Origin of the sequence: Pelagibius sp. Alg239-R121 (genome assembly GCF_947331435.1) — a bacterium.
GTDB lineage: Bacteria > Pseudomonadota > Alphaproteobacteria > Kiloniellales > Kiloniellaceae > Denitrobaculum.
In genome coordinates this window covers 65,933-87,783 of sequence record NZ_CAMZOF010000008.1, presented here as the reverse complement: position 1 = coordinate 87,783, position 21,851 = coordinate 65,933, and the positions used below count along the sequence as shown (strand labels likewise).

The following is a 21,851-nucleotide window of genomic DNA, read 5'->3' as shown; positions in this document are numbered from 1 at the left end:
TAGTCAGGGGTATTGCATGACCGAAACAGAGCACGTGCGCCTGCTCGATAGTTACGATCCGAATGACTTTTACTGCGAGATGCTCGGCAAAGACGCGTCACTCGCAGCACATACCAAGCCGGTCCGCTATCGACTTGGCCAGCTTCCCGTCGATGAATTGCGTAACCGGGCACGGGATGCCGAACTGGAGCTCTACAACTTCGGCATCACCTTTACGGTCTACACCCAAAAAGAAGCCATCGACCGGATCTTGCCCTTCGATGTGATTCCCCGTGTCATTTCGGCGGAGGACTGGGCTTTTCTGGAACGTGGGGTCGCGCAGCGGGTCACCGCTCTGAACTGCTTTCTCTGGGACATCTATCACGACCAGAAGATTCTGCGCGACGGCATTATTCCCAAGGACCTGGTACTTGGAAATCCTGGTTACAGGCCGGAAATGGAAGGCCTGGACGTTGCCTACAAGAATTACGTTCACATCAACGGAACGGATCTTGTTCGCGGGGACGACGGCGGTTTCTATGTGTTAGAAGACAATGCCCGTTCGCCGTCCGGTGTATCGTACGTGGTCGAAAACCGGCACCTGATGCAGCGGATTTTCCCTGATCTAATGAGCAACATCGGGATCCGTTCGGTTTCGAACTACGGCCAGAAACTCCACGAAGCCCTGACTGAAATGGCGCCGGATTCCGTTCTGGACCCGCAGGTCGTACTGCTGTCGCCGGGCACCTACAATTCCGCCTATTTCGAGCACATCTTCCTGGCTCGCGAAATGGGCGTGCCATTGGTCGAAGGCCGGGATCTCGCGGTAGAAAACGACCGTGTCTACATGAAGACGGTCAACGGCCTGCGTGAAGTCCATGTCGTGTATCGGCGGATCAATGACGATTTTCTGGACCCGGAGGTCTTCAACCCGGATTCCATGCTGGGCGCGCCGGGCCTGATGAGTGCCTATCGCAAGGGCAATGTCGCCCTGGCCAACGCTGTAGGGACCGGGGTGGCAGACGATAAAGCCGTCTACGCCTACATGCCTCGCATCATCAAGTACTACCTGGACGAAGATCAGATCATCGACAATGTCGAAACCCATATTTGCCGGGAAACAGAAGGCCTGAACTACACGCTTTCCAATCTCGACAAGCTGGTTGTCAAACCGGTCGGGGAAGCCGGTGGCTACGGCATCACTATTGGTCCACGGGCCTCGGCTGAAGCCCTTGAGGAATGCCGGCGGCAATTGGTGGAGGATCCTTCCAACTACATCAGCCAACCGATGATCAATCTGTCGGTGTGCCCGACCCTGGTCGACGCCGGCATCGAACCACGGCATGTTGACCTCCGACCCTTTGCGGTGACCGGCAAGTCAACCTGGATCCTTCCAGGCGGCCTTTCCCGCGTCGCCCTGACCAAAGGGTCGATTGTCGTTAATTCTTCGCAAGGCGGCGGTTCAAAGGATACCTGGGTTCTTGAGTAAGCATCTTCTCTCTCGCTATGCCGAAGCGGTCTATTGGCTCGCTAGATACGTCGAACGGACAGAAAATCTAGCCCGTGTTTTGGACGTAAACGAAACTTTCAGCCGCGATAGCCGCGGTGGACAGAACTGGCAATCGATCCTGCAGCTGTACCGGGACGAGGAGCGGTTTGCAGAGACCGGCCAGGAAGCCACGGCCGAAAACGTTCTCTATTTCTACGCCCTCGACCAGCACAACCCTTCGTCCATCATCTCCTCGATCCATATGGCGCGGGAAAATGCCCGGACTCTCCGCCCGCTAATCTCCACCGAGATGTGGATCCAGCTCAACATTCTCTACAACCATCTGCGGGCCATGACCCGCGCCAACTTGGCCGAGCCGCGCATCGCACGCTTCTGCTCCTTTATCAAAGAAGCTTGCCAGACACACACGGGAATTACCGAGGGCACCTTTTACCGGGATGAAGGCTGGTATTTCTATCAGCTTGGCCGCTGGATCGAGCGTGCCGACCAGGCCACCCGCCTTTTGGATGTGAAGTACCACCTGTTGCTGCCCTCCGTTGACAACGTCGGTTCACCGCTGGACGTCAGCCAATGGAATTCGGTTCTGCGATCAGCTGCCGGTTACCACGCCTTCCGACGGATTCATCCCAGTGGAATGACACCCACGGATGTGACCGGTTTCCTCCTGTTCCACAAAAGGTTTCCCCGGTCTGTCCGTGCCTGCGTCGCGCAGATGGAGGCACTGCTGCATGACTTGAAGACAACTTATGATCTTCGGCAGGGTGTGGGCGCGCTCGAACAGTTGGATGCATTACGCAGCGGGTTGGTCAATCAAACCGCGGACTCCGTCGTAAAGAGCGGGTTGCATGAGTTTCTCGATTGGATTCAACAAACGCTGATTAAAGTTCATGGTGAACTGGGGCATGACTATTTCGGCTACGAAGAGGCGCAGTAGAAATGCTCCGTGGTCCAAATCCTCGTTTAATTCTCCGGACAAGTTTCTGCTGCCGCTTTTCGTCAAAGCGCGATAAGCTCTGACGGTTTCAGCGAGAGAGCGCCGATGAAACTTGATAACAGCTCTGCGCAACCGGGTACGGCGGCATCTCATTGGCATGCCCCGCCGCAGGTTTACTGCGCCCTGCCGGAAACCCCCTGTCCTTATTTAGAGGGCAAGTGGGAGCGCAAGGTTATGACCGATATCGCCGGCGCAAATGCGGTCGAGCAATACGACCTGCTCTCAAGGGCCGGCTTCCGGCGCAGTCATTTTTTCGCTTACCGTCCAGCCTGCAGCGGTTGCCAGGCCTGTGTACCGGTCCGGGTTGTGGCTGGAGAGTTTCAGCCGGGCAAATCCCTGAAGCGGGTCCAGAAACGCAATGAGGGCCTGCGGATCATCGAGCAGGCCGCAGTGGCAACGCGCGAACAATATGCCCTGTTCGATCTCTACCTGACCTCCCGCCACGCGGACGGCGAGATGATCGGAATGCGCTTCGACGACTACAGCGGTATGATTGAGCACAGCCGGCTCAACACCAGCGTGGTTGAATTTCGGGAAGCGGACGGGCGCCTGATCGCCGCATGCCTGGTTGACTGGCTGGTCGATGGTCCCTCTGCCGTCTACAGCTTCTTCGACCCAGATCTGGAAACCGACAGCCTCGGCAGTTACATGGTGCTATGGCTTATCCAAGCTGCGGTCGAGAAAGGCCTGCCTTACGTCTATCTGGGTTACTGGATCAAGGACTCGCCCAAGATGTCCTACAAGACCCGCTTCCGCCCGATCCAGCGGTTTTCACGGGACGGCTGGGAAGTTTTCACCGCCTGAGCGATCGACGTTCTGCTTCTCGGCAAACCTCGCAATAGCTGCCAATTCGAACTCGCCTTTCCGCCTCCAATGAAACGCAATGGGTTCTGATCTGTGCAGAGTTTCTGCAGGATTGAATGACCTGTGGGCTAGATGTCCTGTGGCATAGGTGACCTGTGAGACAGGTGACCTGTGGGATAGATGGCTGGCAGGCTCGCGTGACAGATCAAATTCAGGTCGCCTGGTGCAGGCACATCTTTCAGGCCCATCCCCTGGATCTTGACAAATTAGGACGACCGTCTTATTTTCCACTGTAGGACGAACGTCCTACAACATTACTGCAACTGACTGAGCTCTTCCCTTGGTCTGAGTCAGGAACCCCACACGGTCCGACATACAAACCTTCGCTGGCTGAAGAGGTGTATCGATGAGCAAAACGACAACACGCGATCACATCGTCGAAGCGGCAGACCAACTGTTCTACCGGCAGGGCTTCGAGCACACCTCTTTTTCACACATCGCAGAGGCCGTGCAGATTTCACGGGGAAATTTCTACTATCACTTCAAAACAAAGGATGAAATCCTCGATGCTGTGATTGGAGCTCGACTGGCGAAGACCAGGGCGATGCTGGAGCAGTGGGACATCGAAGGCAAAGATCCAGCAGGTCGCATCCGCTGCTTCATCCATATTCTGGTCGCGAACAAGGCTGATATAAAACGATACGGCTGCCCGGTCGGCACACTGACCAGCGAACTGGCCAAGTTGAACCATGTCTCGCAAGCCCAGGCAAACGAGCTCTTTACGCTGTTTCGGACCTGGCTGTGCCGGCAGTTTTCACTCCTCGGCCGTGCGGCAGATGCTGACGACCTGGCAATGCATCTTCTTGCCCGCAGCCAGGGTGTCGCGACATTGGCCAGCGCCTTCCACGACGAGAAGTTTATCCGGCAGGAGGTCGACGCCATGTGCGATTGGCTAAGCGCCTGCGTAAGAGACGCCGCAGATGCTAGAGCCCCGGAACAATCTGTCTAAAGGAGACCACTTCGCATGTTCATCGTGTTGCTCAAGTTTTCCAGCAATAAAAGCCATGCCGGACAATTCATGAACGGTCATAAAGAATGGATCAAACGCGGTCTCGATGACGGTGTGTTTCTGCTGGTCGGCAGTCTACAACCCAATGCGGGAGGTGGAATTGTGGCACACAACACCTCGCTGCAAGAACTCGAAAACCGGGTGAACGATGACCCCTTTGTCGCAGAGAACATCGTAAGCGCGGAAATTCTCGAAATTTCACCGGCGAAGGCCGACGAACGCTTGGCATTTCTGCTTGAGTAAAGCGCGTCCGAAACGCTCTTTTCCTCTAATTCTTTCGACACAGGGACACGAGACACTTGAACACATCAATATTGGGGCCGGACGAAAAACTTCGCTGCCGTTGGAGCGGCACCGCGCCGGAATTCATTGGCTACCATGATACTGAATGGGGTTACCCGGTCAGTGATGATCGAGACCTGTTCGAGAAGCTCTGCCTGGAGTCTTTTCAATCAGGACTGAGTTGGCGCACCATCCTGTCCAAGCGTGAAAACTTCCGTGCCGCTTTTCATGATTTCGATTTCGACCGGATCGCCCGTTTCACCCAACACGACGTACAACACCTACTGCAGGACGAAGGCATCGTCCGCCATCGCGGTAAGATCGAAGCGGTTATCAATAATGCGCTCCAGGCACAGAAAATCGCCGAGCAAGAAGGTTCGCTAGCAGCCTTCTTCTGGCGTTTCGAACCGGGAAGCGATGAACTCACGGCGCCGCAGACGGCATCGACCTCAGCGGCATCGATAGCCCTCTCGAAGGACCTGAAAAAGCGAGGCTGGAAATTCGTCGGACCGACGACCGTTTACGCCTTCATGCAAGCTATGGGACTGATCAATGATCATGCTGAAGACTGCGTGATCCGGGCCAACGTCGATGCCGCCCGCAAGGGCTTCACGCGCCCGGGACCCTAATTCCTGATTTACCTGGTCTTCGAACATGAGCTTAAACGTGAAACGGACTCTCATTCCAGGAACGAGAGTCCGTTTCAATTTTTCCGCTCTAACGCCTTAACCTTGCAGTCGCTAACTTTGCGGCAGCAAATCCGGCAAGAAGGTCACGATTCCAGGGAAGTACCAGAGGAGTGCAAGGCCGATGATCTGAATGAACACGAAGGGCACCACCCCGCGATATATGTCCAGCGTCGTCACACCCGGTGGTGCCACGCCACGGAGATAGAACAGGGCGAAGCCAAACGGCGGCGTGATGAACGACGTCTGAAGGTTCACTGCGATCAGGATCGTGATCCACTCCGGCGGCATCACCGAGGGGTCGGCGGCATAAATGACCGGACCCACAATCGGAATGACGATAAAGATGATCTCGATGAAGTCGAGCACGAAACCCAGGAGAAACAGCACCAGCATGACCACCAGCAACAGAGTCAGCGGATCATTAAAGGAACGCAGGCTCTCCTGGATGTAGTGCTCGCCACCGAAAGACCTGATGGTCAGACTGAGGAACAGCGACCCGATCAGGATGACAAACACCATTGAGGTCACCTTGGTGGTTTCCTGAACCACCGCTTTCATGGTGCCGTCGCGCATCAGGATCCAGCAGGAATAAAGCAGGCCGAAGACCGCAACATGATAGGTGACGATCGCCAAGAAGATCGCGACGCGATCCTCAAAGCTGATGTTGTCCAGGGTCATTCTGAGGTCGAAGTTACCACGCAGCAACAGCATGATAATGATCGCCAGGGCGGACCAGACGATGATCTTCCCCTTCTGTCCGGAATCCTGGAGCCGTCGCGTCGCCGCCAGCATGATTGCACCGGCCGCCCCCAGCGACGCGGCCGCCGTGGGATTGGTCACACCTCCCAGGATCGAACCCAAGACTGCAACAATCAGAATCACCGGTGGTGAAACAACCCTCAGCGCTTCGACTTCCAGAAGCCGCGGGAGAGCCGCGCGTAGACCGTAGACAATCAGCACGGCCGGGATGAAGAAGTACAGAAACCGTGTGCCGCCAGAGGCATCTGGTTCGACAAACAGGCTGTCGGCCACCACCATTAGCGCCAGGCCTGCTAAGCCTATCAACAAAGGCCGGCGCGGATGCTGTGGGCGCAATGACAGAGCGAGGAAATAAAGGGACCCGATCAACAGAACCGCGGCCATGGTGCCATGCTCTATCGGTCCGCTCTTGAGCGCACCATCGACGACCATGGAACCGGCAACCCCACCCCAGGCAAAGAGGATCCAAATCAAAGCAAGGGCAAATATCGGCCCGATCACCGCCGCAACCATACGACCGCTGCTGCCACCGTAGTAAGTCACCAAGTGAAACTCGTCACTCTTGGTCAAGTCGACGGGAGGCGCCTGGTCTGGCTTGAGAAGGGCAAAGATGAAGGCATAACCGGCATAAAGCAGCGCCAGCACCACACCCGGAATGAAGGCAGCCTTGAACAGAGTGCCCGTCGAGAGAACCGCAGGCTCACCCAACATTTCCAGAACCGTGACCCCAAGTTCCTGTGCTCTGCTCTCCTGCCCGATGGCATACATGTCCCCAACGATCGAGCCGAGCAGCACGATCACGATAGACGGCGGAATGATCTGACCGAGCGTGCCTGAGGTGGCAATGACGCCGGTCGAAAGCGACTTGGAATAGCCGTAGCGCAACATGGTCGGCAGTGAAATCAGCCCCATGGTCACGACCGTTGCCCCGACGATGCCGGTCGATGCCGCCAGCAGAGTGCCCACGAAGACCACAGCGATGGCCAGTCCGCCCGGCAAGGTGCCGAAGAGCTTTGCCATGGTGATCAGAAGGTCCTCGGCGATCCGCGAGCGCTCCAGTGCAATACCCATGAGAACGAACATAGGAACAGCCAGCAGAGTCTCGACATTGCCGCCGAAGGCACGTGAAAACACGCCTTGCGCCCAGGTCGACTGGGTAGATAACAGCGCCTTTTGCCAGCCCTGTGCCAATACAGGCACCTTCTCAAGTTCACCGTTATGGGTTTCCATGACGTAGAGGAAACCGTATTCGCTGAGGATTGCGATGATCAGAAAACTAAGCGCCGCCGACCCGGATATCGCGAAGGCAACCGGATAGCCTGACAGAATGCCGCCGAACAGCAGGACAAAAACGATAATGAGCGAAAGTTCAACGCCCGAGAGACCAAAAAGCATATCGAGTCCGAACTTCTAGTGTGTTGGATGAGGTTCGCCGTCTTCCGACGCCGAGCTATCAAGCGAATAGTGGGCCGGAATTTCCTCGTCGCGCTCCAACAAAGCCAGAATATTTCTGAAGAAGAAGGAAACGGCTACGATGAACATGAGACCTGCGAAGATCACGATCAGAACCTTGAAAGACCAAACCCAGGTAAATTCGGCCGTGCCAGAGCTTTCAAACCGGAAGCCACGAAAGCGAGCGGTCTCAGACCAGATATTGAGGGGCCGCTGCGCGAACAACGCATTGGTTGCGATGGGCCAGGAAAACCACCAAAGCAAAATTGAGGACGGAAAGAGGAAGATCAACGTGCCGATCAGATCAACCAGCTTCTTCGTGCGGTGTCTGACAGTGCTGTAGATCAGATCGACCCGAACATGCCCCCCCTCGATAAAGGTGTAGGCCGAAGCGATGGCAATAAGAATCGCATTGTAGAATTTGAGTTGACCCGACAACCACTGCAGTTCATGGGACGTCATAATCATGCCGAAGGGCGAAAAAATAAGGTCGTTCCCGCGGAACACCTGCCCCATTGCAATGATAAGTACCTGCTGGATGACCATGATCAGCGCAAACCAGGCCGCAAACTTACCGATAGCGCCGTTAAAGCGCTCGAGCCCGAAAACCAACCCGCGTAGAAAACGCCGGCTGTAAAGGCCGGCCGCCAGCAGAATCAGCACCGCAGCAAGAACCACGAAGAGAAACTCCGCGGACATGCCTGCCACAAGCACGACATTCAGTCGCTCCTTGAGGGTCGGAAGCTGCGCCCAATTAATAATGTGCCAGGGTAGCAAGAGGAGGTCCGCGAATCCCTTGAGAAACGCAAGAACGAACTGCCCCAGAATATCCATTGATTATCCCCAATCAGCGTCAATTGCACCCGCGCATGAAAGCGCTGCGGCAGCTCAATTCAGCTGTTGATCGTTCCCATCTCCCAGTCAATCCTGGGTCCCAGTCAGATCCGGCTCCCTACCGGCACCGTCCCTGGCATTTGTTGCCAGGATAGAAAGTGTACGAGACCGGGTAAAACCCGGCCTCGTCACTTTACTTAACGGTCTGATCAGGAAATCAGCCGAGAACGCGCGTCCGCTGACGCGTGTAGGCGACCGAAGAAAGTGAATCCCAGCTCGCCGACTTCTTCATCGAATCGTTGACGGAATCGAAGACTTTCTTGAAGAGCGGGTCGCCAAAGTTTTCTTCCATGACTTCTTTCGAAGCCGCGCCGAAGGCATCCCAAACCGCATCAGGGAACTCGAGAGTCTTGACGCCGCCGGCCTGCAGGCGGGCCAGAGCCTCGGAGTTGTTTGCCAGGTACTGGTGCAGGTTCCAGAGATTGGCTTCACCGGCTGCGATCTCAATAATCTTCTTATGCTGATCGCTGAGCGAAGCCCATCGGTCGGCATTGGTTGCCAGCGCCAGGCCTGCACCGGGCTCGTGGAAGCCGGAGGTGTAGTAGATCTTGGTGATTTCCTGGAAACCGGCCTTCTCGTCTGCCCAGGGACCGATCCACTCGGTACCGTCCAGAGCACCGGAAGCCAGTGCCTGATAAACTTCGGAACCGGCAATGGTCTGTACCGAAGCGCCGAGCTTGCCGAGCGCCTTACCGCCGAGACCGGGCATACGGAACTTAAGGCCCTTGAAGTCATCGGCAGAATTGATTTCCTTACGGAACCAACCGCCGGCCTGCGGGCCGGTGTTACCAGCCAGGAACGACACCAGGCCGAACTCCTCGCCAAGCTCACGGTGCATCCCGTGACCACCGCCATGATAATACCAGTTATGCAGCTCATTCGGGGTCATGCCGAAAGGCACAGCTGTGAAGAAACCGAAGGCCGGGTGCTGACCTACGTAGTAGTAGTCAGCGGCATGGTACATGTCCGCCTGGCCAGATGTCACCGCGTCGAAAAGCCCGGGAAGTCCTGAAACGAGCTCCCCCTGTGCTTTGATCTCGATTTCCAGCGTACCGCCGGACATCGCGTTAACGGAATCGGCTACGCGTTGTGCCGCATCGAAAACGCCCGCAAGTCCGCGCCCCCACGCAGTCACCATAACGAGCTTCTCGCGGCCCTGCGCGATGGCTGGCGCTGCAAGAGTGCTCGCCGCGACAGCTGCTGTGCTGCCGACACCGGCCTTTTTGATAAAGGAACGACGATCCATTTATTAAACCTCCCTGTTTTTCAAATAGGCAGCAGCCTAGAGACCTGCTACCTGCCTCGCCGCATAGCAATACAGGATATTTCCCACCAAGTGCAAGGCTGGGCTTTTCCACCTCGGGCCTTTTGAGGCCTCAAAATGGAAGTGACAACTTTTTGAATATACGGCGTCAGATAAAGTCAGCACTAATGACGCCATTTAATTATTTGATTTAATTCAACTAAATAGCGTTTTCAGTAAGATTATTTACACTCTTTTTATTCGAAATATTCTATATAAAAATCAACTTTTGATAATCTAAAACCCGGCTTGTACATCTCCATCAGGCTTTGAATTCCTTAAGTTATGTTCTCCACTTCGCGCTCCTCTTGACCGCAGGTTTAAGGCCGGTTTGTCCCGCCTGCGCCATCCTCGCACACCATATTGGAGATGAAGCAGATCGGGGTCGCACAACCGACGCAACAGGCTTTTACAGCCATATACTGGATCGTTTAGACATTGACCTGCGGTCCAGATTCTCCTGATCAGGCTCTATGCCGTATAGCTTTAGAGGCGAACCATGGTCTCAATCGCGTAAAGCAAGCCAGAATACAAAAAGGGCCACCGGATCTCTCCGACGGCCCTTTTTCAAGCTCTAGGGTCGTGTAATCAGTTACGACCGAAACGCTTCAGCACCGCCCATGCCGCGGGCAGAACCGCTGCGGCAAGCGCCAGCTTGGTCAGATCACCAAGCAGGAACGGCGTCATGCCCCATTCCAATATCGGCTTGTCCCAGCCGAAGAGCACACCGAGGTACAATACGCCCGGCACATAAATCACGGCATTGCCGATCAGCATCGCCAGAGCGGTCGTCAGAACCTTGCGATCCCAGCCTCTCTCAGCCAGCCACCCGCAAAGGGCAGCAGCCAGCAGAAACCCCAACAGATACCCGCCAGTCGGACCCATCATATAGGCGAGCCCGATTCCCTTTTCCGGAGTCCCGGCAAAAACCGGCAAGCCGGCGGCGCCTTGCACGAGATAGAGAGCGACGCTCGCAGCTCCCAAGCGCCAACCCAGCGCCATGCCCAGACCCAGCACAACAAAGGTCTGCATGGTCATCGGGACGGGATAGAAAGGAATCTGAATCTTGGCCGAAAGCGTCAGCAACAAGCTGCCGGCAACAACCAGAAGAACAGTGCGCGCCGCAGGCATCGTCCGGCCGCTCGACGGCCAGAGCGCTTCAGCAAGCGTCGCGTTTACAGTCTGAGCACCCTGCATTTCAATTTCCTCGTATCAGATGCAATTTCGGATCCGGCCGCCTGCACGGCCAAACATGAACGTTGTAAGCTTTTCACCAGGCCGCGAAAACCGCTTTATCAGCTGAACCGGTTTGATCGTGGAAAACCGTTAGGCGGAAGGCGGCCCGAGCCGGCGCGATTTCCAAGCCAGGCATCCAAATCCGGTTCGGTCCGGGTCTTGCTTCCTATCAACCAGGTGAGACCTTCCGCCATCGAGAAGGTCTTCACATCCGATAGACCACCATCACGGTAGCGCTGCAAGATCACACCGCGGCCTCTGGTCATTTCCGGAACCTGTGCCAAAGGGAACACCAGAAGTTTTCTATTCTCGCCGATCACAGCGACCATATCGCCCTCGGCCGCTGCACAGATCGCCGCTTCCACACCGGCGGATAGATTGAGAACCTGCTTGCCCGCCTTGGTCTGAGCGACCACGTCCTTTTCAGGCACCTGAAAACCGCGTCCATCTGCTGAAGCCACGATTAATTTACGGTCGGGATCGTGAACGAACAGGCCGATGATATCCTGGTCGTTCGGTAAATCGATCATCAGGCGCAGAGGCTCACCGAATCCTCGCCCGCCCGGCAGCTTGTCGGCCCCGATCGTGTAAAACCGTCCGTTGGTCGCAAAGACCAACAGTTTATCCGTCGTCTGCGCGTGGACCGCAAAGCGGCCGCGGTCGCCTTCCTTATGCTTGGCATCGGAAACGTCTTCCAGATGCCCTTTCATCGCCCGGATCCAACCCTTCGATGAGCAGAGGACGGTGACCGGCTCGCGCTCGATCACTGCCTCCATGGGAATGACCACATCGGACGGCGGTTCGCCGACCTCTGTTCGTCGGACACCCAGTTCGGTCTTGGGGCCGAAAGCTTTTTTGATGTCCTGAACCTGGCTGGAGATAACCGACCAGCGACGGCTTTCATCGCCCATCAGATCCTGCAGATCAGTCTGCTCAGCCGACAACTCATCCCGCTCCTGCCGGATGGTGATTTCCTCGAGCTTGCGCAATGACCGCAGGCGCATGTTCAGAATCGCCTCGGCCTGCGCATCCGTAAGGTCCCAACGCGCCATCATGACAGCCTTGGGCTCGTCTTCCTCGCGGATAATCCGAATGACCTCGTCCAGGTTCAGATAGGCAACCAGATAACCCTCAAGAACCTCGAGACGCCGGGCGATTTTTTCCAGGCGATGGTTGGTGCGGCGTTCAAGCACCACTAGCCGGTGGTCGAGAAAAGCCTGCAGCACTTCGCGCAGGTTCATGACGCGTGGTGTGTTATCCGCATCCAGCACGTTCATGTTCAGGCCGATCCGAGTCTCGAGATCAGTTTGGCGGAACAACGACTCCATCAGAACCTGTGGATCGACATTGCGGCTCTTTGGTTCGAGCACAAGCCGCACAACATCGGTCGATTCGTCGCGCACGTCACCCAGCATCGCGAGCTTGCGCACCATCAGTAGCTCGGCGATCTTTTCAACAAGACGGGACTTCGCGACCTGAAACGGGATTTCCGTGACGACGATCTGATAACCGCCGCCTTTCAGATTTTCCTGCTCCCAGCGGGCACGCACCCTGAAAGAACCACGTCCGGTGCTATAAGCTTGCCGCACTGATTCTCGGCTCTCAACCAAAACGCCGCCAGTCGGAAAATCCGGCCCAGGGATAAAGTCGACGAGTTTGTCGAAACCCACATTGGGGGTTTTGATCTGATAGATCAGGGCATCACAGATTTCCCCGACGTTATGCGGCGGTATCGATGTCGCCATGCCGACGGCAATACCCTGGGCTCCATTGGCCAGCAGGTTCGGAAAATTCGCGGGAAGAACCACCGGCTCTTCAGCTTCGCCGTCGTAGGTCGGACGGAAGTCGACCGTGTCCTCGTCTATACCTTCGAGCAAGGCCTGCGCCACGGCGGTCAGGCGTGCCTCGGTGTATCGCATGGCAGCCGCGTTATCGCCGTCGATGTTACCAAAGTTCCCCTGGCCGTCGATCAGGGGGTAACGCAGTGCAAAATCCTGGGCCAGACGCACCAGCGCGTCATAGATCGACTGGTCACCGTGGGGATGGAATTTACCGATGACATCACCAACCACGCGAGCCGATTTCTTGAAACCGGAATTGGGATCCAGCTTCAACTGCCGCATGGCATACATCAGGCGCCGGTGAACCGGCTTCAGTCCGTCGCGCACGTCGGGCAGCGACCGGGCCATAATGGTGGATAGCGCGTAACTGAGATAGCGGTCTGACAGTGCGTCTGTCAGGCGGATATCACGGATTCCGCCACCGGCGGCAGGTATAACGGATTGACTCATATTCTCCTCGGTCAGGCTACCAGATATAGTACCTGAGTGCTGCCGCAAGACAACCGATTGCGCTTGGAGTCTGTTCGTTTTTCACTGAACCGGCAAAAAACGTGGACCCGCGTCGAATACATGTAATTAGAGGATGTTTCGAGCCCTTACCAAAAGGATTTTAGGTATGAGCATTTAAGTCGCGTCAGACCGACTCCCCCGCCGGCGGCGCAAGGGGGAACAGTGCAGCCAAACGTTCCCGCGCCGGCGGGAGCGGACGATCCTGGAGATGGAAAATGGAGCGTTCCAGAAAATAGCCCGACAGCCGCAGTCCCTGTCCGACCTCGTCAGCACCACCTGTGCCGCGTCCCAGTAGAAATGGCGGAAGGGGCAGCAGCTTTTCCCGATAGGGTTCACCCGCAGCAAGTGACACGGCACGGGCGGTACGCGGGCTGACATACGCCAGTTGGTCGTTATCTCCGCCTGCGGCACACTGCGAAAGGTCCAATCCAAATCCCAAATCCGCCAGCAGACCCAGTTCCCATCGGACATAGACTTCAGCCCAGTGATCACCCTCCAACGCGCCGAGCAGCGCAAGGAAACCATGGTAGCAGGCCGGATGCGGTTCACGTTCCGGCAACGCCCGTTCACAGATGGCCGCAGCAGAGGAAAGTGCGGAAAGGCGCTTGGGATCGTCGAGCAGGCGCGCTGCATGGCTGGTCTCGAGCTCGCACTTAAAGGTCCCGAGATGATCTGCCAAACGCCCCGACCAATTGACCAGCAATCTGTTGCCGGGCTGATAAAGTGCCCGAGCCTTCCTCCCCTGCCCGCCCTGGACCAAGCCAGCGTGGCGTCCGCGTTCAGGCGTCAGGACATGGATGATTGCGGCGGTCTCTCCGTGCGGACGTGCGGACAATACGATGCCGTCGTCACTCCACTCGATCATTTCGCAACCAATCGCGGAAATCGAGAGCGTCCTGCGTTAAGTTCGGCGCAGATAAAATTCTCAAGCTTATTGAACCAAATCAAATAATAGGCACTCAATCGATACTGCCGAGACATCGTTTGATCTGGCGCCTGACGCTCAGGCATTGAACTCCAATCCCCATTCGCGATAGCGCTCGGGATCGTCGACCCAGCGCTCGCGCACCTTCACGAACAAAAACAGATGGATCTTTCGTTCGGTCATGGCTTCCAGATCCGCTTGGGCTTCTTCGCGGATCCGCCTGATCATCTGTCCTTTTTTCCCAAGACAGATAGATTTGTGCTGGTCCCGCTGAACGTAGATCGTCTGTTCAAGACGCGCGCTGCCATCATTGAAATCTTCCCAGCTTTCGGTCTCCACCGTCAGCGCGTAGGGCAGTTCCTGATGCAGATGGAGAAATAGCTTTTCCCGTGTCACTTCGGCTGCGAGCAAGCGCATGGGGAGATCGGATAGCTGATCCTCCGGAAACAGCCATTCGCCCAGAGGCGCAGACTGCGCCAGGAAGTTCATCAGATCTTTGACGCCATCACCGTTCAAGGCTGAAATCATAAAGGTCTGGTCAAAGATGCCTTCAGCTTCGAACAGGGTTGCCAATTCGAGCAGCCGGTCCCGCTTGATCGTATCGATCTTGTTCAGCACCAGCACCGCACGCCGGCCGGTTTTCTTTAATCCGTCGATAATCATGCGCGTGTCTTTGTCGACCCGCGTCCGCACGGCATCGTAGATCAATACAACAGTATCGGCATCGCGCGCGCCGGCCCAGGCGGCAGCAACCATCGCTCGCTCCAACCGCCGCTGTGCCGCAAAGATGCCCGGAGTATCGACCAGAACGATTTGCGTTTCGCCTTCCATGGCGATGCCGCGGATGCGTGCGCGGGTCGTCTGCACCTTATGGGTGACGATCGAGATCTTCGAGCCAACCAAGCCATTCAGCAAAGTCGACTTTCCTGCGTTCGGTGCCCCCAACAGCGCAACCACACCACAGCGCCGAGGCGCCGTTTCAGGTCCGGTTACCTCAGGTGTCGTTTCAGGCTCATCCGTCATCTTGACCTCCGGCCGCTAGACGTTTCAGCAGGGTCTGTGCAGCACTTTGCTCCGAAATCCGCTTCGATCGCCCTTCACCATTTTCTGGCGGATGTCCTTCCACTGAGACCTCAATGGAGAAGATAGGCTGATGAGGCGGCCCCTTACGATCGATTTCCCGATACTGCGGCAAGGGCAGTCCGCGGGCCTGCGCCCATTCCTGCAAGGCCGTTTTGGCGTCCTGGGGCGGTTTTCCAGCGGAATTTAGATAGGGTTCCAACGCCGATACCACTGTTCGCCGTGCAATCTCCAGCCCGCCGTCAAGGTAGAGCGCGCCGATCACGGCCTCGCAGGCATCTGCCAGAATAGCGGGATTGTTTCTTTCGCCAGCCTCGTCTTCACCCTTGGCAAGGCGTAGAAAACGGCTGATTTGGAGGTCACCCGCCACTTCAGCAAGGGTTTCCCTGCGCACCAAAGCCGTATGACGGCGCGCCAACGCGCCTTCGCTTTCCTTAGGGAAACGCCGCAGGAGCATATCTGCGACAATCAAACCCAGGACACGGTCGCCAAGAAACTCCAGCCGTTCATAGCTGTCGTTGGCACCTGCCTTGCGTTTTGCCGCAGCACTTGGATGCGTAAGCGCACGGCGCAACAGACTGCTATCCGAGAACTCGTAATTTAACAGCTTGGCAAGTACAGCCGGCTGTTCCCCGCCACGGTCAGCTTGAGGATCGATCCCCTGTCCGGGTTTCCGGCGGTCGAGATCACGATCACCCGTCACGGATAGATCAGTCGATGCCATCACCCAACCGTCCAAAGCGGATCGCCGACGGCCACTTCCAGATCTCCCAAATCCGTGCAGAGCTATCGTGAGAGAAGAACAGGAACTCGGCACGCCCGATCAGGTTTTCTGCAGGGATGAAACCGATCACCCGGCTATCCTGGCTATTGTCCCGATTATCCCCCATGCCAAAGTAGTGGCCTTCGGGAACTGTGTACGCCCGCGTGTTGTCGAGCTGCCTAGCGTCGCCCTCCTCCCAAATCAGGTGCTTTACACCATTTGGCAGGGTTTCGACATATTCGGTGACCGTCGTGGGCATATTGATAGAATTGCGGTCAGGCCGGTCTGTCACCTTTTCACGCTTAACCGGAGTACCATTGATGTGCAGAATACCACCGACGACCTGTATTGTATCGCCCGGTAAGCCGACAATGCGCTTGATGTAATCCGTTTTATTGTCGCGCGGCTCCTTGAAGACCGCGACATCGCCGCGCTCTGGTTCGTCAGCGAGAATCCGGCCACTGAAAATCTTTGGGCTGAACGGCAGGGAATAGTGACTGTAGCCGTAGGAGAACTTGGAAACGAACAGGTAGTCGCCGACCAACAGAGTCGGTTTCATAGAACCTGAGGGGATATTAAAGGGCTCGTAAGCAAAGGTCCGTACCAGGAACGCAATCAAGACTGCGTAGACGACTGTCTTGATGGTCTCCATCGCGGCGCCGGGCGCTTCCCCACTCTCGCCGCTTCCCGAAACCCGGGATTCCGCATCCAGATCCGAACTTTCACGTTTTTTCGACATTCTTTACTCAGTTCCTTGGCTATACGCTTTACATTTGAGCGAGACCGAGCCTCGGTTCGAAAGCGCACTAAATCGGCACAACGCCATGTTGCCGGTCACGGTACCGCCGAGAGCGTCACGCCGGCTCGGCAGAAATAATCACGATGGCCTGCGCCAGCGGGAAGTCGTCGGTTATAGTCAGATCGACCTGAACTGTCATCCCTTCGGGCGTCAGTTCACGCAATCTTTCCGCAGCACCGCCCGTGAGTGCCATCGTCGGTTTCCCCGACGGCAGGTTCACAACGCCCAGATCGCGCCAATGGACGCCCTTTCGCGGTACACCTGTTCCCAGCGCCTTCGCGCAGGCTTCTTTGGCTGCGAACCGCTTAGCGTAGCTCGCAGCACGTTGCGCCCGGCGGTCCGATTTCGTCTGTTCCAACTCGGTAAAGACACGATTGGTAAAGCGGTCACCAAACCGCTCGAGGCTTTTTTCGATCCTGCGAATATCGATCAGATCGTTACCGATTCCCAAAATCATCGAACACCTCTATTGCGGTCGCATCAAAGCCATACCGACCGCGCTATGCGGTCCGCGCACCGCCGGCTTCGGCCCGCGCCTTGTCCATCAGAGCACGCATGCGCTTGATCGAGCTATCCAATCCGCCGAAAATCGCCTCGCCCATCAGGAAGTGACCGATGTTGAGCTCCATAATCGTTGGAATCGCTGCGACGTCGCACACGGTATCAAAGGTTAGCCCGTGCCCGGCGTGACATTCCAATCCCAGTTCATCAGCGGCAGCAGCGGCATCGACGATACGCGCCAGTTCAGCTCTGGTACCGGCGCCCCCGTCATCTTCAAGAAAACTGTCGCAATAGGCGCCCGTATGCAGTTCGACGACCGGCGCTCCCAATGCAACGGCGGCTTCAAGTTGTGCAGCATCCGGGTCGATAAACAAAGATACTCGAATACCGGCTTGCGCCAGCCGAGCGACCACCGGCCGCAATGTTTCTAGCCCTCCTGCGGCATCCAAGCCGCCTTCCGTGGTAACTTCAGTACGCTTTTCCGGTACCAGACAGGCCGCATGGGGCGTATGGCGCAGGGCAATGCCGATCATTTCTTCGGTCGCCGCCATTTCAAAGTTCAGCGGTAAATCGATGTCCTTGGACAGGCGCTCGATGTCATCGTCGCTGATGTGCCTGCGATCCTCACGCAGGTGTGCGGTTATGCCGTCGGCGCCCGCTGCAGCAGCCATCCGGGCGGCGCGAACCGGGTCAGGATGGCGACCACCCCGCGCATTCCGGATTGTCGCAACATGATCGATATTAACCCCTAAACGCAGATAATCGCTCATCTTCTCGTCTCCGCCACATGGTCGTACGGCACAGCGGCGGTTGCAGCAGCCGCCTCTCGCCGTTTTCGCTCCAGTTTTTTCTGCAGGCGCTTCAGCCTCGCTGTCTGGTAACGATCAACCATGCGGCGCAATGGCCAGAAACACAAGAACCAAGCCAACGTAGCGGTCGGCACAGCCCCGACCACCATGGGAACCAGAACCTTTAGGGGATTGTCGAATATGTACGAGAAAGTGAGCTCATCCGGCAGCCCATTTGTACCGTTGCCGCCGAGAATCCAAGTTCCCAATCCGTAGATCCACCACCAGATAAAGGGGAAGGTCCAGGGATTACCGACAACTGTCCCAATGGCCGCCGCCATCAGATTTCCGCGCAAGAGCATCGCGAGCAGTCCCGCGAGGACAAAATGCAGACCGATAAAGGGTGTGAAAGAAACGGCAGCACCACTGGCGAAACCTGCAGCAATCCTGTAGGGCGTTCCCGGCAGACGCCGAAGCCGGTGCGCGACATAGGAGCCGGCACGACGCCAACCTTGCGTGGGCCATATCAGTTGAGCAATGCGCGCTGCCCAGGGTAAAGGATTACGTCGTTGAAACATTCTGCGCGGTCACACCTCGATTGGCGCGGGAACTCCGCGGTACCACGCCGATTCTTTGCCTTACCCCCTTACGTGAGCACGCTGACATCGCCGATCAAGGCAATGGTCTGATCCCGCCGTTCGGAACGGAGGGCCCTAACCGCGAGCACGATCCACCGAAGTTACAACAGGCGTCGCCCGCAAGGCGGCAATAATGTTACTGAGGTGCTTGACGTCATGGACCTCGACGTCGATCAGCATCTCAAAAAAGTCCATAGAGCGATTAGTAATCTTGAGGTTACTAATATTGCCATAATTCTTGCCGATAATTGTTGAAAGACCGCCCAGGCTCCCCGGCTCGTTGGCAACCACGAGGTGGAGCCGTCCAGTATGCCGATCATCGCTGTCCTTGAAGTCCCAAGACACATCAACCCACCGTTCCGGCGTCTCCTGAAAAGTCTCCAGCGTTTCACAATCAATCGTGTGAACGGTTACGCCCTTACCAGTGGTCACGATCCCGACAATACGGTCCCCCGGCAAGGGGTGACAGCAATGAGCATAATGGACGGCCATGCCAGGAATCAGGCCAGTGATAGGGACCGCATTGTCCGTAGCTTTGGCCGTCTTGGGCTTACTCCGGTTGGTCGGAACGATCTTTTGCGCCTTGGTATCGTCCTTGGCACCGGGAAAGACCGCAACCAATACTTCGCGTCCGGTCAGGTGCCCCTGTCCGACGCGGAAGTACAGGTCTTCAATTGCATCACAGCGGAACTTCTTCAGGACGCCTGCCACGGCTTTTTCTGTGTAATCGTAACCCTCTAACCGAAAGGCTTTTTGCAGAATCTGAAGCCCCAGCTCGCCGTACTGATCCTTTTCCTTCAATCTTACGAAACGGCGAATACAGGCTTTTGCCTTTCCGCTGACGACGAATTTCTCCCAGTCCGGTGACGGCGTCTGGGCCTTGGATGTAATGATCTCAACCTGATCGCCGTTGTGCAGGACGGAGCGAAGTTGGACCATGCGTCCGTTCACTTTGGCGCCGACACAGGCATTGCCGACTTCACTGTGAACCGCATAGGCGAAATCAACGGGGGTCGAACCGTTCGGCAGGGCGATTAAATCGCCCTTTGGGGAAAAGCAGAAAACTTGATCCTGGAACATCTCCAGCTTCGTATGCTCGAGAAATTCTTCCGGATTGGAAGCATGTTCCAGAATATCCAGCAGCTCACGCAGCCAGCGGTACTGTCGCCCCTCCTGCTTGTGGCCCTGTTTGTAAACCCAATGCGCCGCGACACCGTATTCAGCCACCTCGTGCATCTCGGTCGTGCGGATCTGGATCTCGATACGCTGACGCTCCGGACCAATGATGCAGGTGTGCAGTGAGCTGTAGCCATTGGGTTTCTGCGTCGAGATGTAATCCTTAAAGCGGCCAGGCACGACAGGGTAGTCACCGTGCAAAACACCCAGCGCCGCATAACAATCCTTGATGTCGGCGACCACGACCCGGAACGCCATGATGTCGGAAAGCTGCTCGAAGGTAACGTCCTTGCGCTGCATCTTGCGCCAAATCGAGTGCGGCGTTTTCATCCGACCTGAAACCTTGGCGTCGATCGAATGCTTGGCGAGGTCGGCCTGAAGTTTATCGACAATGCGGATCGAAAGATCGTCACCCTGTCCCTTGAGAAACTCAAGGCGCGCCAGGATCGACTGACGTCCATCCGGATTAAGTTCAGCGAACGAAAGGTCTTCCAGGTCGTCTTTAAAGCGCTGCATACCGATGCGTTCAGCCAGCGGCGCGTAGATATCCATCGTTTCCCGGGCGATCCGGCGGCGTTTATCGGGCGATTTCACAAACCGCAGAGTCTGCATGTTGTGGAGCCGATCCGCGAGCTTGACCAGCAAGACGCGGATATCCTCTGACATCGCTAAGACCAGCTTGCGGAAATTCTCGGCATGCTTGGTCTGTTCGGACTGCAGCTCCAGGCGCGTCAGCTTGGTAACGCCGTCGACCAGGCGCTCAATATCCTTGCCGAACACCCGCTCAACGTCGGCGAGCGTGGCTTCGGTATCCTCCACAACATCATGGAGTAACGCAGTAATAATGGAATCGTCGTCGAGCTTAAGATCCGTGAGGATACCGGCGACTTCGATGGGATGAGAAAAATAAGGATCACCTGACTCGCGTTTTTGCGAGCCGTGATACTTCATCGCATAGACATAGGCGCGGTTAAGGGCCTCCTCATCCACATTGGGATCGTAGGCCTTAACCCGTTCTACAAGCTCAAACTGTCGGATCATTCCGCGCCTGCCTTATCGTCCGGTCATTATCCTATCGGACAAATTCCCAAACAGGAATTACTAGCAGGCGCCTTCTCGCACCCGGACAAAAGGTCCAGGTCGCTTCTCCTGATGGTCTGTCATTCGCAGGCACTGTGTGCAGGCCTGCCTGATCAGGCGACGTCTGGATCGTCGCTCGGAGTTCCACCCATGACCGCATCATCGGCAAATGGCGCAGCTGCTTCGGTTGTTTCAGCCGCCGGGCCTTCTGCCGTCTCAACGCTGAGAACACCGGCTGCAACCAGCTCTTCGCCGGCTGCTTTTGCAGCATCAACCATCGGCTCATCGAACTCCGGCATATCGTCTTCGGGCTCATCCGTTTCGATATGCTTCTGCAACCCTTGGATCAGCTCTTCACCCAGAGCATCAACACTGATCGTCTCGTCCGCGATTTCTCGCAGGGCAACCACCGGGTTTTTGTCATTATCACGCTCGACCGTCAGGCTTCCGCCGGCGGAAATGTCACGGGCCCTCTGGCCGGCAACCATCACCAGTTCGAAACGGTTTGGGATCTTAACAACGCAGTCTTCAACGGTAACGCGCGCCATGAATTGGGAGCTCCGGTTATTCAGTTAGTCGTATGGGGGACCTTAGGGTCGCGGACTATAGGCATCTGAGGTGTGATGCGCAAGGCAAATTGTCAAGTATTCCGCGGACTTTAGGCCTATTCCTGGAATCGTTTCATCACAATTGAATAGAGCGTCGTTCGCCACAGATGGTACGTCGAAGATACTCCAGGGTTTTGAAAAAGATGAACCCACCGGCAGATCATCAGTGTT

General features: G+C 56.4%; 19 protein-coding genes and 1 pseudogene. 6 read left to right on the top strand and 14 right to left on the bottom strand.

Annotated features, from left to right (window positions below; all coding sequences use genetic code 11):
* Positions 1–16 precede the first annotated feature (16 nt).
* The 6 genes from QMZ18_RS24610 (at position 17) to QMZ18_RS24585 (ending at position 5,267) form a co-directional block, all read left to right on the top strand.
* On the top strand, positions 17–1,468 hold the full coding sequence (locus QMZ18_RS24610) for a circularly permuted type 2 ATP-grasp protein (RefSeq protein WP_282609026.1): 1,452 nt from the start codon (positions 17–19) through the stop codon (positions 1,466–1,468).
* Entirely contained in the window at positions 1,461–2,423 is a 963-nt protein-coding gene (locus QMZ18_RS24605) for an alpha-E domain-containing protein (RefSeq protein ID WP_282609025.1), read from the top strand. The genes QMZ18_RS24610 and QMZ18_RS24605 overlap by 8 nt, the downstream gene beginning before the upstream one ends.
* A 105-nt stretch (positions 2,424–2,528) precedes the next feature.
* Positions 2,529–3,287 (top strand): arginyltransferase, encoded by a 759-nt coding sequence (locus QMZ18_RS24600; protein ID WP_282609024.1) that lies wholly within the window; start codon positions 2,529–2,531, stop codon positions 3,285–3,287.
* 406 nt (positions 3,288–3,693) lie between these two features.
* Positions 3,694–4,296 (top strand): TetR/AcrR family transcriptional regulator, encoded by a 603-nt coding sequence (locus tag QMZ18_RS24595; protein WP_282609023.1) that lies wholly within the window; start codon positions 3,694–3,696, stop codon positions 4,294–4,296.
* A gap of 15 nt (positions 4,297–4,311) precedes the next feature.
* Entirely contained in the window at positions 4,312–4,599 is a 288-nt protein-coding gene (locus tag QMZ18_RS24590; RefSeq protein ID WP_282609022.1) for a YciI family protein, read from the top strand.
* A 56-nt stretch (positions 4,600–4,655) separates the two neighbouring features.
* Positions 4,656–5,267: a DNA-3-methyladenine glycosylase I gene (locus QMZ18_RS24585; RefSeq protein ID WP_282609021.1), complete on the top strand. Its 612-nt coding sequence runs from the start codon at positions 4,656–4,658 to the stop codon at positions 5,265–5,267.
* Between the two features lie 111 nt (positions 5,268–5,378).
* On the opposite strand, the gene QMZ18_RS24580 is transcribed toward QMZ18_RS24585, so the two are convergent.
* The 14 genes and pseudogenes from QMZ18_RS24580 to rpoZ form a co-directional block, all read right to left on the bottom strand.
* Positions 5,379–7,481, bottom strand: a complete 2,103-nt coding sequence (locus QMZ18_RS24580) for a TRAP transporter large permease subunit (protein WP_282609020.1) — start codon at positions 7,479–7,481, stop codon at positions 5,379–5,381.
* Between the two features lie 15 nt (positions 7,482–7,496).
* Positions 7,497–8,372, bottom strand: a complete 876-nt coding sequence (locus tag QMZ18_RS24575; protein ID WP_282609019.1) for a TRAP transporter small permease subunit — start codon at positions 8,370–8,372, stop codon at positions 7,497–7,499.
* A gap of 217 nt (positions 8,373–8,589) precedes the next feature.
* The gene (locus tag QMZ18_RS24570; RefSeq protein WP_282609018.1) at positions 8,590–9,678 is read right to left on the bottom strand and encodes a TRAP transporter substrate-binding protein; all 1,089 of its coding nucleotides are present in this window, start codon (positions 9,676–9,678) and stop codon (positions 8,590–8,592) included.
* 645 nt (positions 9,679–10,323) lie between these two features.
* Positions 10,324–10,932 (bottom strand): biotin transporter BioY, encoded by a 609-nt coding sequence (locus tag QMZ18_RS24565; protein WP_282609017.1) that lies wholly within the window; start codon positions 10,930–10,932, stop codon positions 10,324–10,326.
* Positions 10,933–11,030: 98 nt separating this feature from the next.
* Positions 11,031–13,262, bottom strand: coding sequence for a DNA topoisomerase IV subunit A (gene parC, locus QMZ18_RS24560; RefSeq protein ID WP_282609016.1), 2,232 nt, complete (start codon positions 13,260–13,262; stop codon positions 11,031–11,033).
* Positions 13,263–13,446: 184 nt separating this feature from the next.
* Positions 13,447–14,187: a DNA repair protein RecO gene (gene recO, locus QMZ18_RS24555; protein ID WP_282609015.1), complete on the bottom strand. Its 741-nt coding sequence runs from the start codon at positions 14,185–14,187 to the stop codon at positions 13,447–13,449.
* Between the two features lie 138 nt (positions 14,188–14,325).
* On the bottom strand, positions 14,326–15,270 hold the full coding sequence (gene era, locus QMZ18_RS24550) for a GTPase Era (protein WP_282609014.1): 945 nt from the start codon (positions 15,268–15,270) through the stop codon (positions 14,326–14,328).
* The gene (gene rnc, locus QMZ18_RS24545; RefSeq protein WP_282609013.1) at positions 15,260–16,051 is read right to left on the bottom strand and encodes a ribonuclease III; all 792 of its coding nucleotides are present in this window, start codon (positions 16,049–16,051) and stop codon (positions 15,260–15,262) included. The genes era and rnc overlap by 11 nt, the downstream gene beginning before the upstream one ends.
* Entirely contained in the window at positions 16,038–16,829 is a 792-nt protein-coding gene (gene lepB, locus QMZ18_RS24540) for a signal peptidase I (protein ID WP_322097272.1), read from the bottom strand. Before lepB ends, rnc begins: the two co-directional genes overlap by 14 nt.
* 115 nt (positions 16,830–16,944) lie before the next feature.
* Complete coding sequence (gene acpS, locus QMZ18_RS24535; protein ID WP_282609012.1) at positions 16,945–17,346, bottom strand: holo-ACP synthase; 402 nt, start codon at positions 17,344–17,346, stop codon at positions 16,945–16,947.
* Between the two features lie 43 nt (positions 17,347–17,389).
* Entirely contained in the window at positions 17,390–18,160 is a 771-nt protein-coding gene (locus QMZ18_RS24530) for a pyridoxine 5'-phosphate synthase (RefSeq protein ID WP_282609011.1), read from the bottom strand.
* Positions 18,157–18,756, bottom strand: coding sequence for a DUF2062 domain-containing protein (locus tag QMZ18_RS24525; RefSeq protein ID WP_282609010.1), 600 nt, complete (start codon positions 18,754–18,756; stop codon positions 18,157–18,159). The genes QMZ18_RS24530 and QMZ18_RS24525 overlap by 4 nt, the downstream gene beginning before the upstream one ends.
* A gap of 135 nt (positions 18,757–18,891) precedes the next feature.
* Positions 18,892–21,033, bottom strand: coding sequence for a bifunctional (p)ppGpp synthetase/guanosine-3',5'-bis(diphosphate) 3'-pyrophosphohydrolase (locus QMZ18_RS24520; RefSeq protein WP_282609009.1), 2,142 nt, complete (start codon positions 21,031–21,033; stop codon positions 18,892–18,894).
* Between the two features lie 338 nt (positions 21,034–21,371).
* Positions 21,372–21,620 (bottom strand): annotated as a pseudogene (gene rpoZ, locus QMZ18_RS24515) (DNA-directed RNA polymerase subunit omega); the annotation flags it as partial.
* Positions 21,621–21,851 lie beyond the last annotated feature (231 nt).

Coding starts and splice junctions, on each gene's coding strand:
- parC (WP_282609016.1), bottom strand. CDS start 13,262: ATGAGTCAATCCGTTATACCTGCCGCCGGTGGCGGAATCCGTGATATC.
- QMZ18_RS24600 (WP_282609024.1), top strand. CDS start 2,529: ATGAAACTTGATAACAGCTCTGCGCAACCGGGTACGGCGGCATCTCAT.
- era (WP_282609014.1), bottom strand. CDS start 15,270: ATGACGGATGAGCCTGAAACGACACCTGAGGTAACCGGACCTGAAACG.
- rnc (WP_282609013.1), bottom strand. CDS start 16,051: ATGGCATCGACTGATCTATCCGTGACGGGTGATCGTGATCTCGACCGC.
- QMZ18_RS24575 (WP_282609019.1), bottom strand. CDS start 8,372: ATGGATATTCTGGGGCAGTTCGTTCTTGCGTTTCTCAAGGGATTCGCG.
- QMZ18_RS24525 (WP_282609010.1), bottom strand. CDS start 18,756: ATGTTTCAACGACGTAATCCTTTACCCTGGGCAGCGCGCATTGCTCAA.
- QMZ18_RS24520 (WP_282609009.1), bottom strand. CDS start 21,033: ATGATCCGACAGTTTGAGCTTGTAGAACGGGTTAAGGCCTACGATCCC.
- acpS (WP_282609012.1), bottom strand. CDS start 17,346: ATGATTTTGGGAATCGGTAACGATCTGATCGATATTCGCAGGATCGAA.
- QMZ18_RS24590 (WP_282609022.1), top strand. CDS start 4,312: ATGTTCATCGTGTTGCTCAAGTTTTCCAGCAATAAAAGCCATGCCGGA.
- recO (WP_282609015.1), bottom strand. CDS start 14,187: ATGATCGAGTGGAGTGACGACGGCATCGTATTGTCCGCACGTCCGCAC.
- QMZ18_RS24570 (WP_282609018.1), bottom strand. CDS start 9,678: ATGGATCGTCGTTCCTTTATCAAAAAGGCCGGTGTCGGCAGCACAGCA.
- QMZ18_RS24565 (WP_282609017.1), bottom strand. CDS start 10,932: ATGCAGGGTGCTCAGACTGTAAACGCGACGCTTGCTGAAGCGCTCTGG.
- QMZ18_RS24610 (WP_282609026.1), top strand. CDS start 17: ATGACCGAAACAGAGCACGTGCGCCTGCTCGATAGTTACGATCCGAAT.
- lepB (WP_322097272.1), bottom strand. CDS start 16,829: ATGTCGAAAAAACGTGAAAGTTCGGATCTGGATGCGGAATCCCGGGTT.
- QMZ18_RS24580 (WP_282609020.1), bottom strand. CDS start 7,481: ATGCTTTTTGGTCTCTCGGGCGTTGAACTTTCGCTCATTATCGTTTTT.
- QMZ18_RS24530 (WP_282609011.1), bottom strand. CDS start 18,160: ATGAGCGATTATCTGCGTTTAGGGGTTAATATCGATCATGTTGCGACA.
- QMZ18_RS24595 (WP_282609023.1), top strand. CDS start 3,694: ATGAGCAAAACGACAACACGCGATCACATCGTCGAAGCGGCAGACCAA.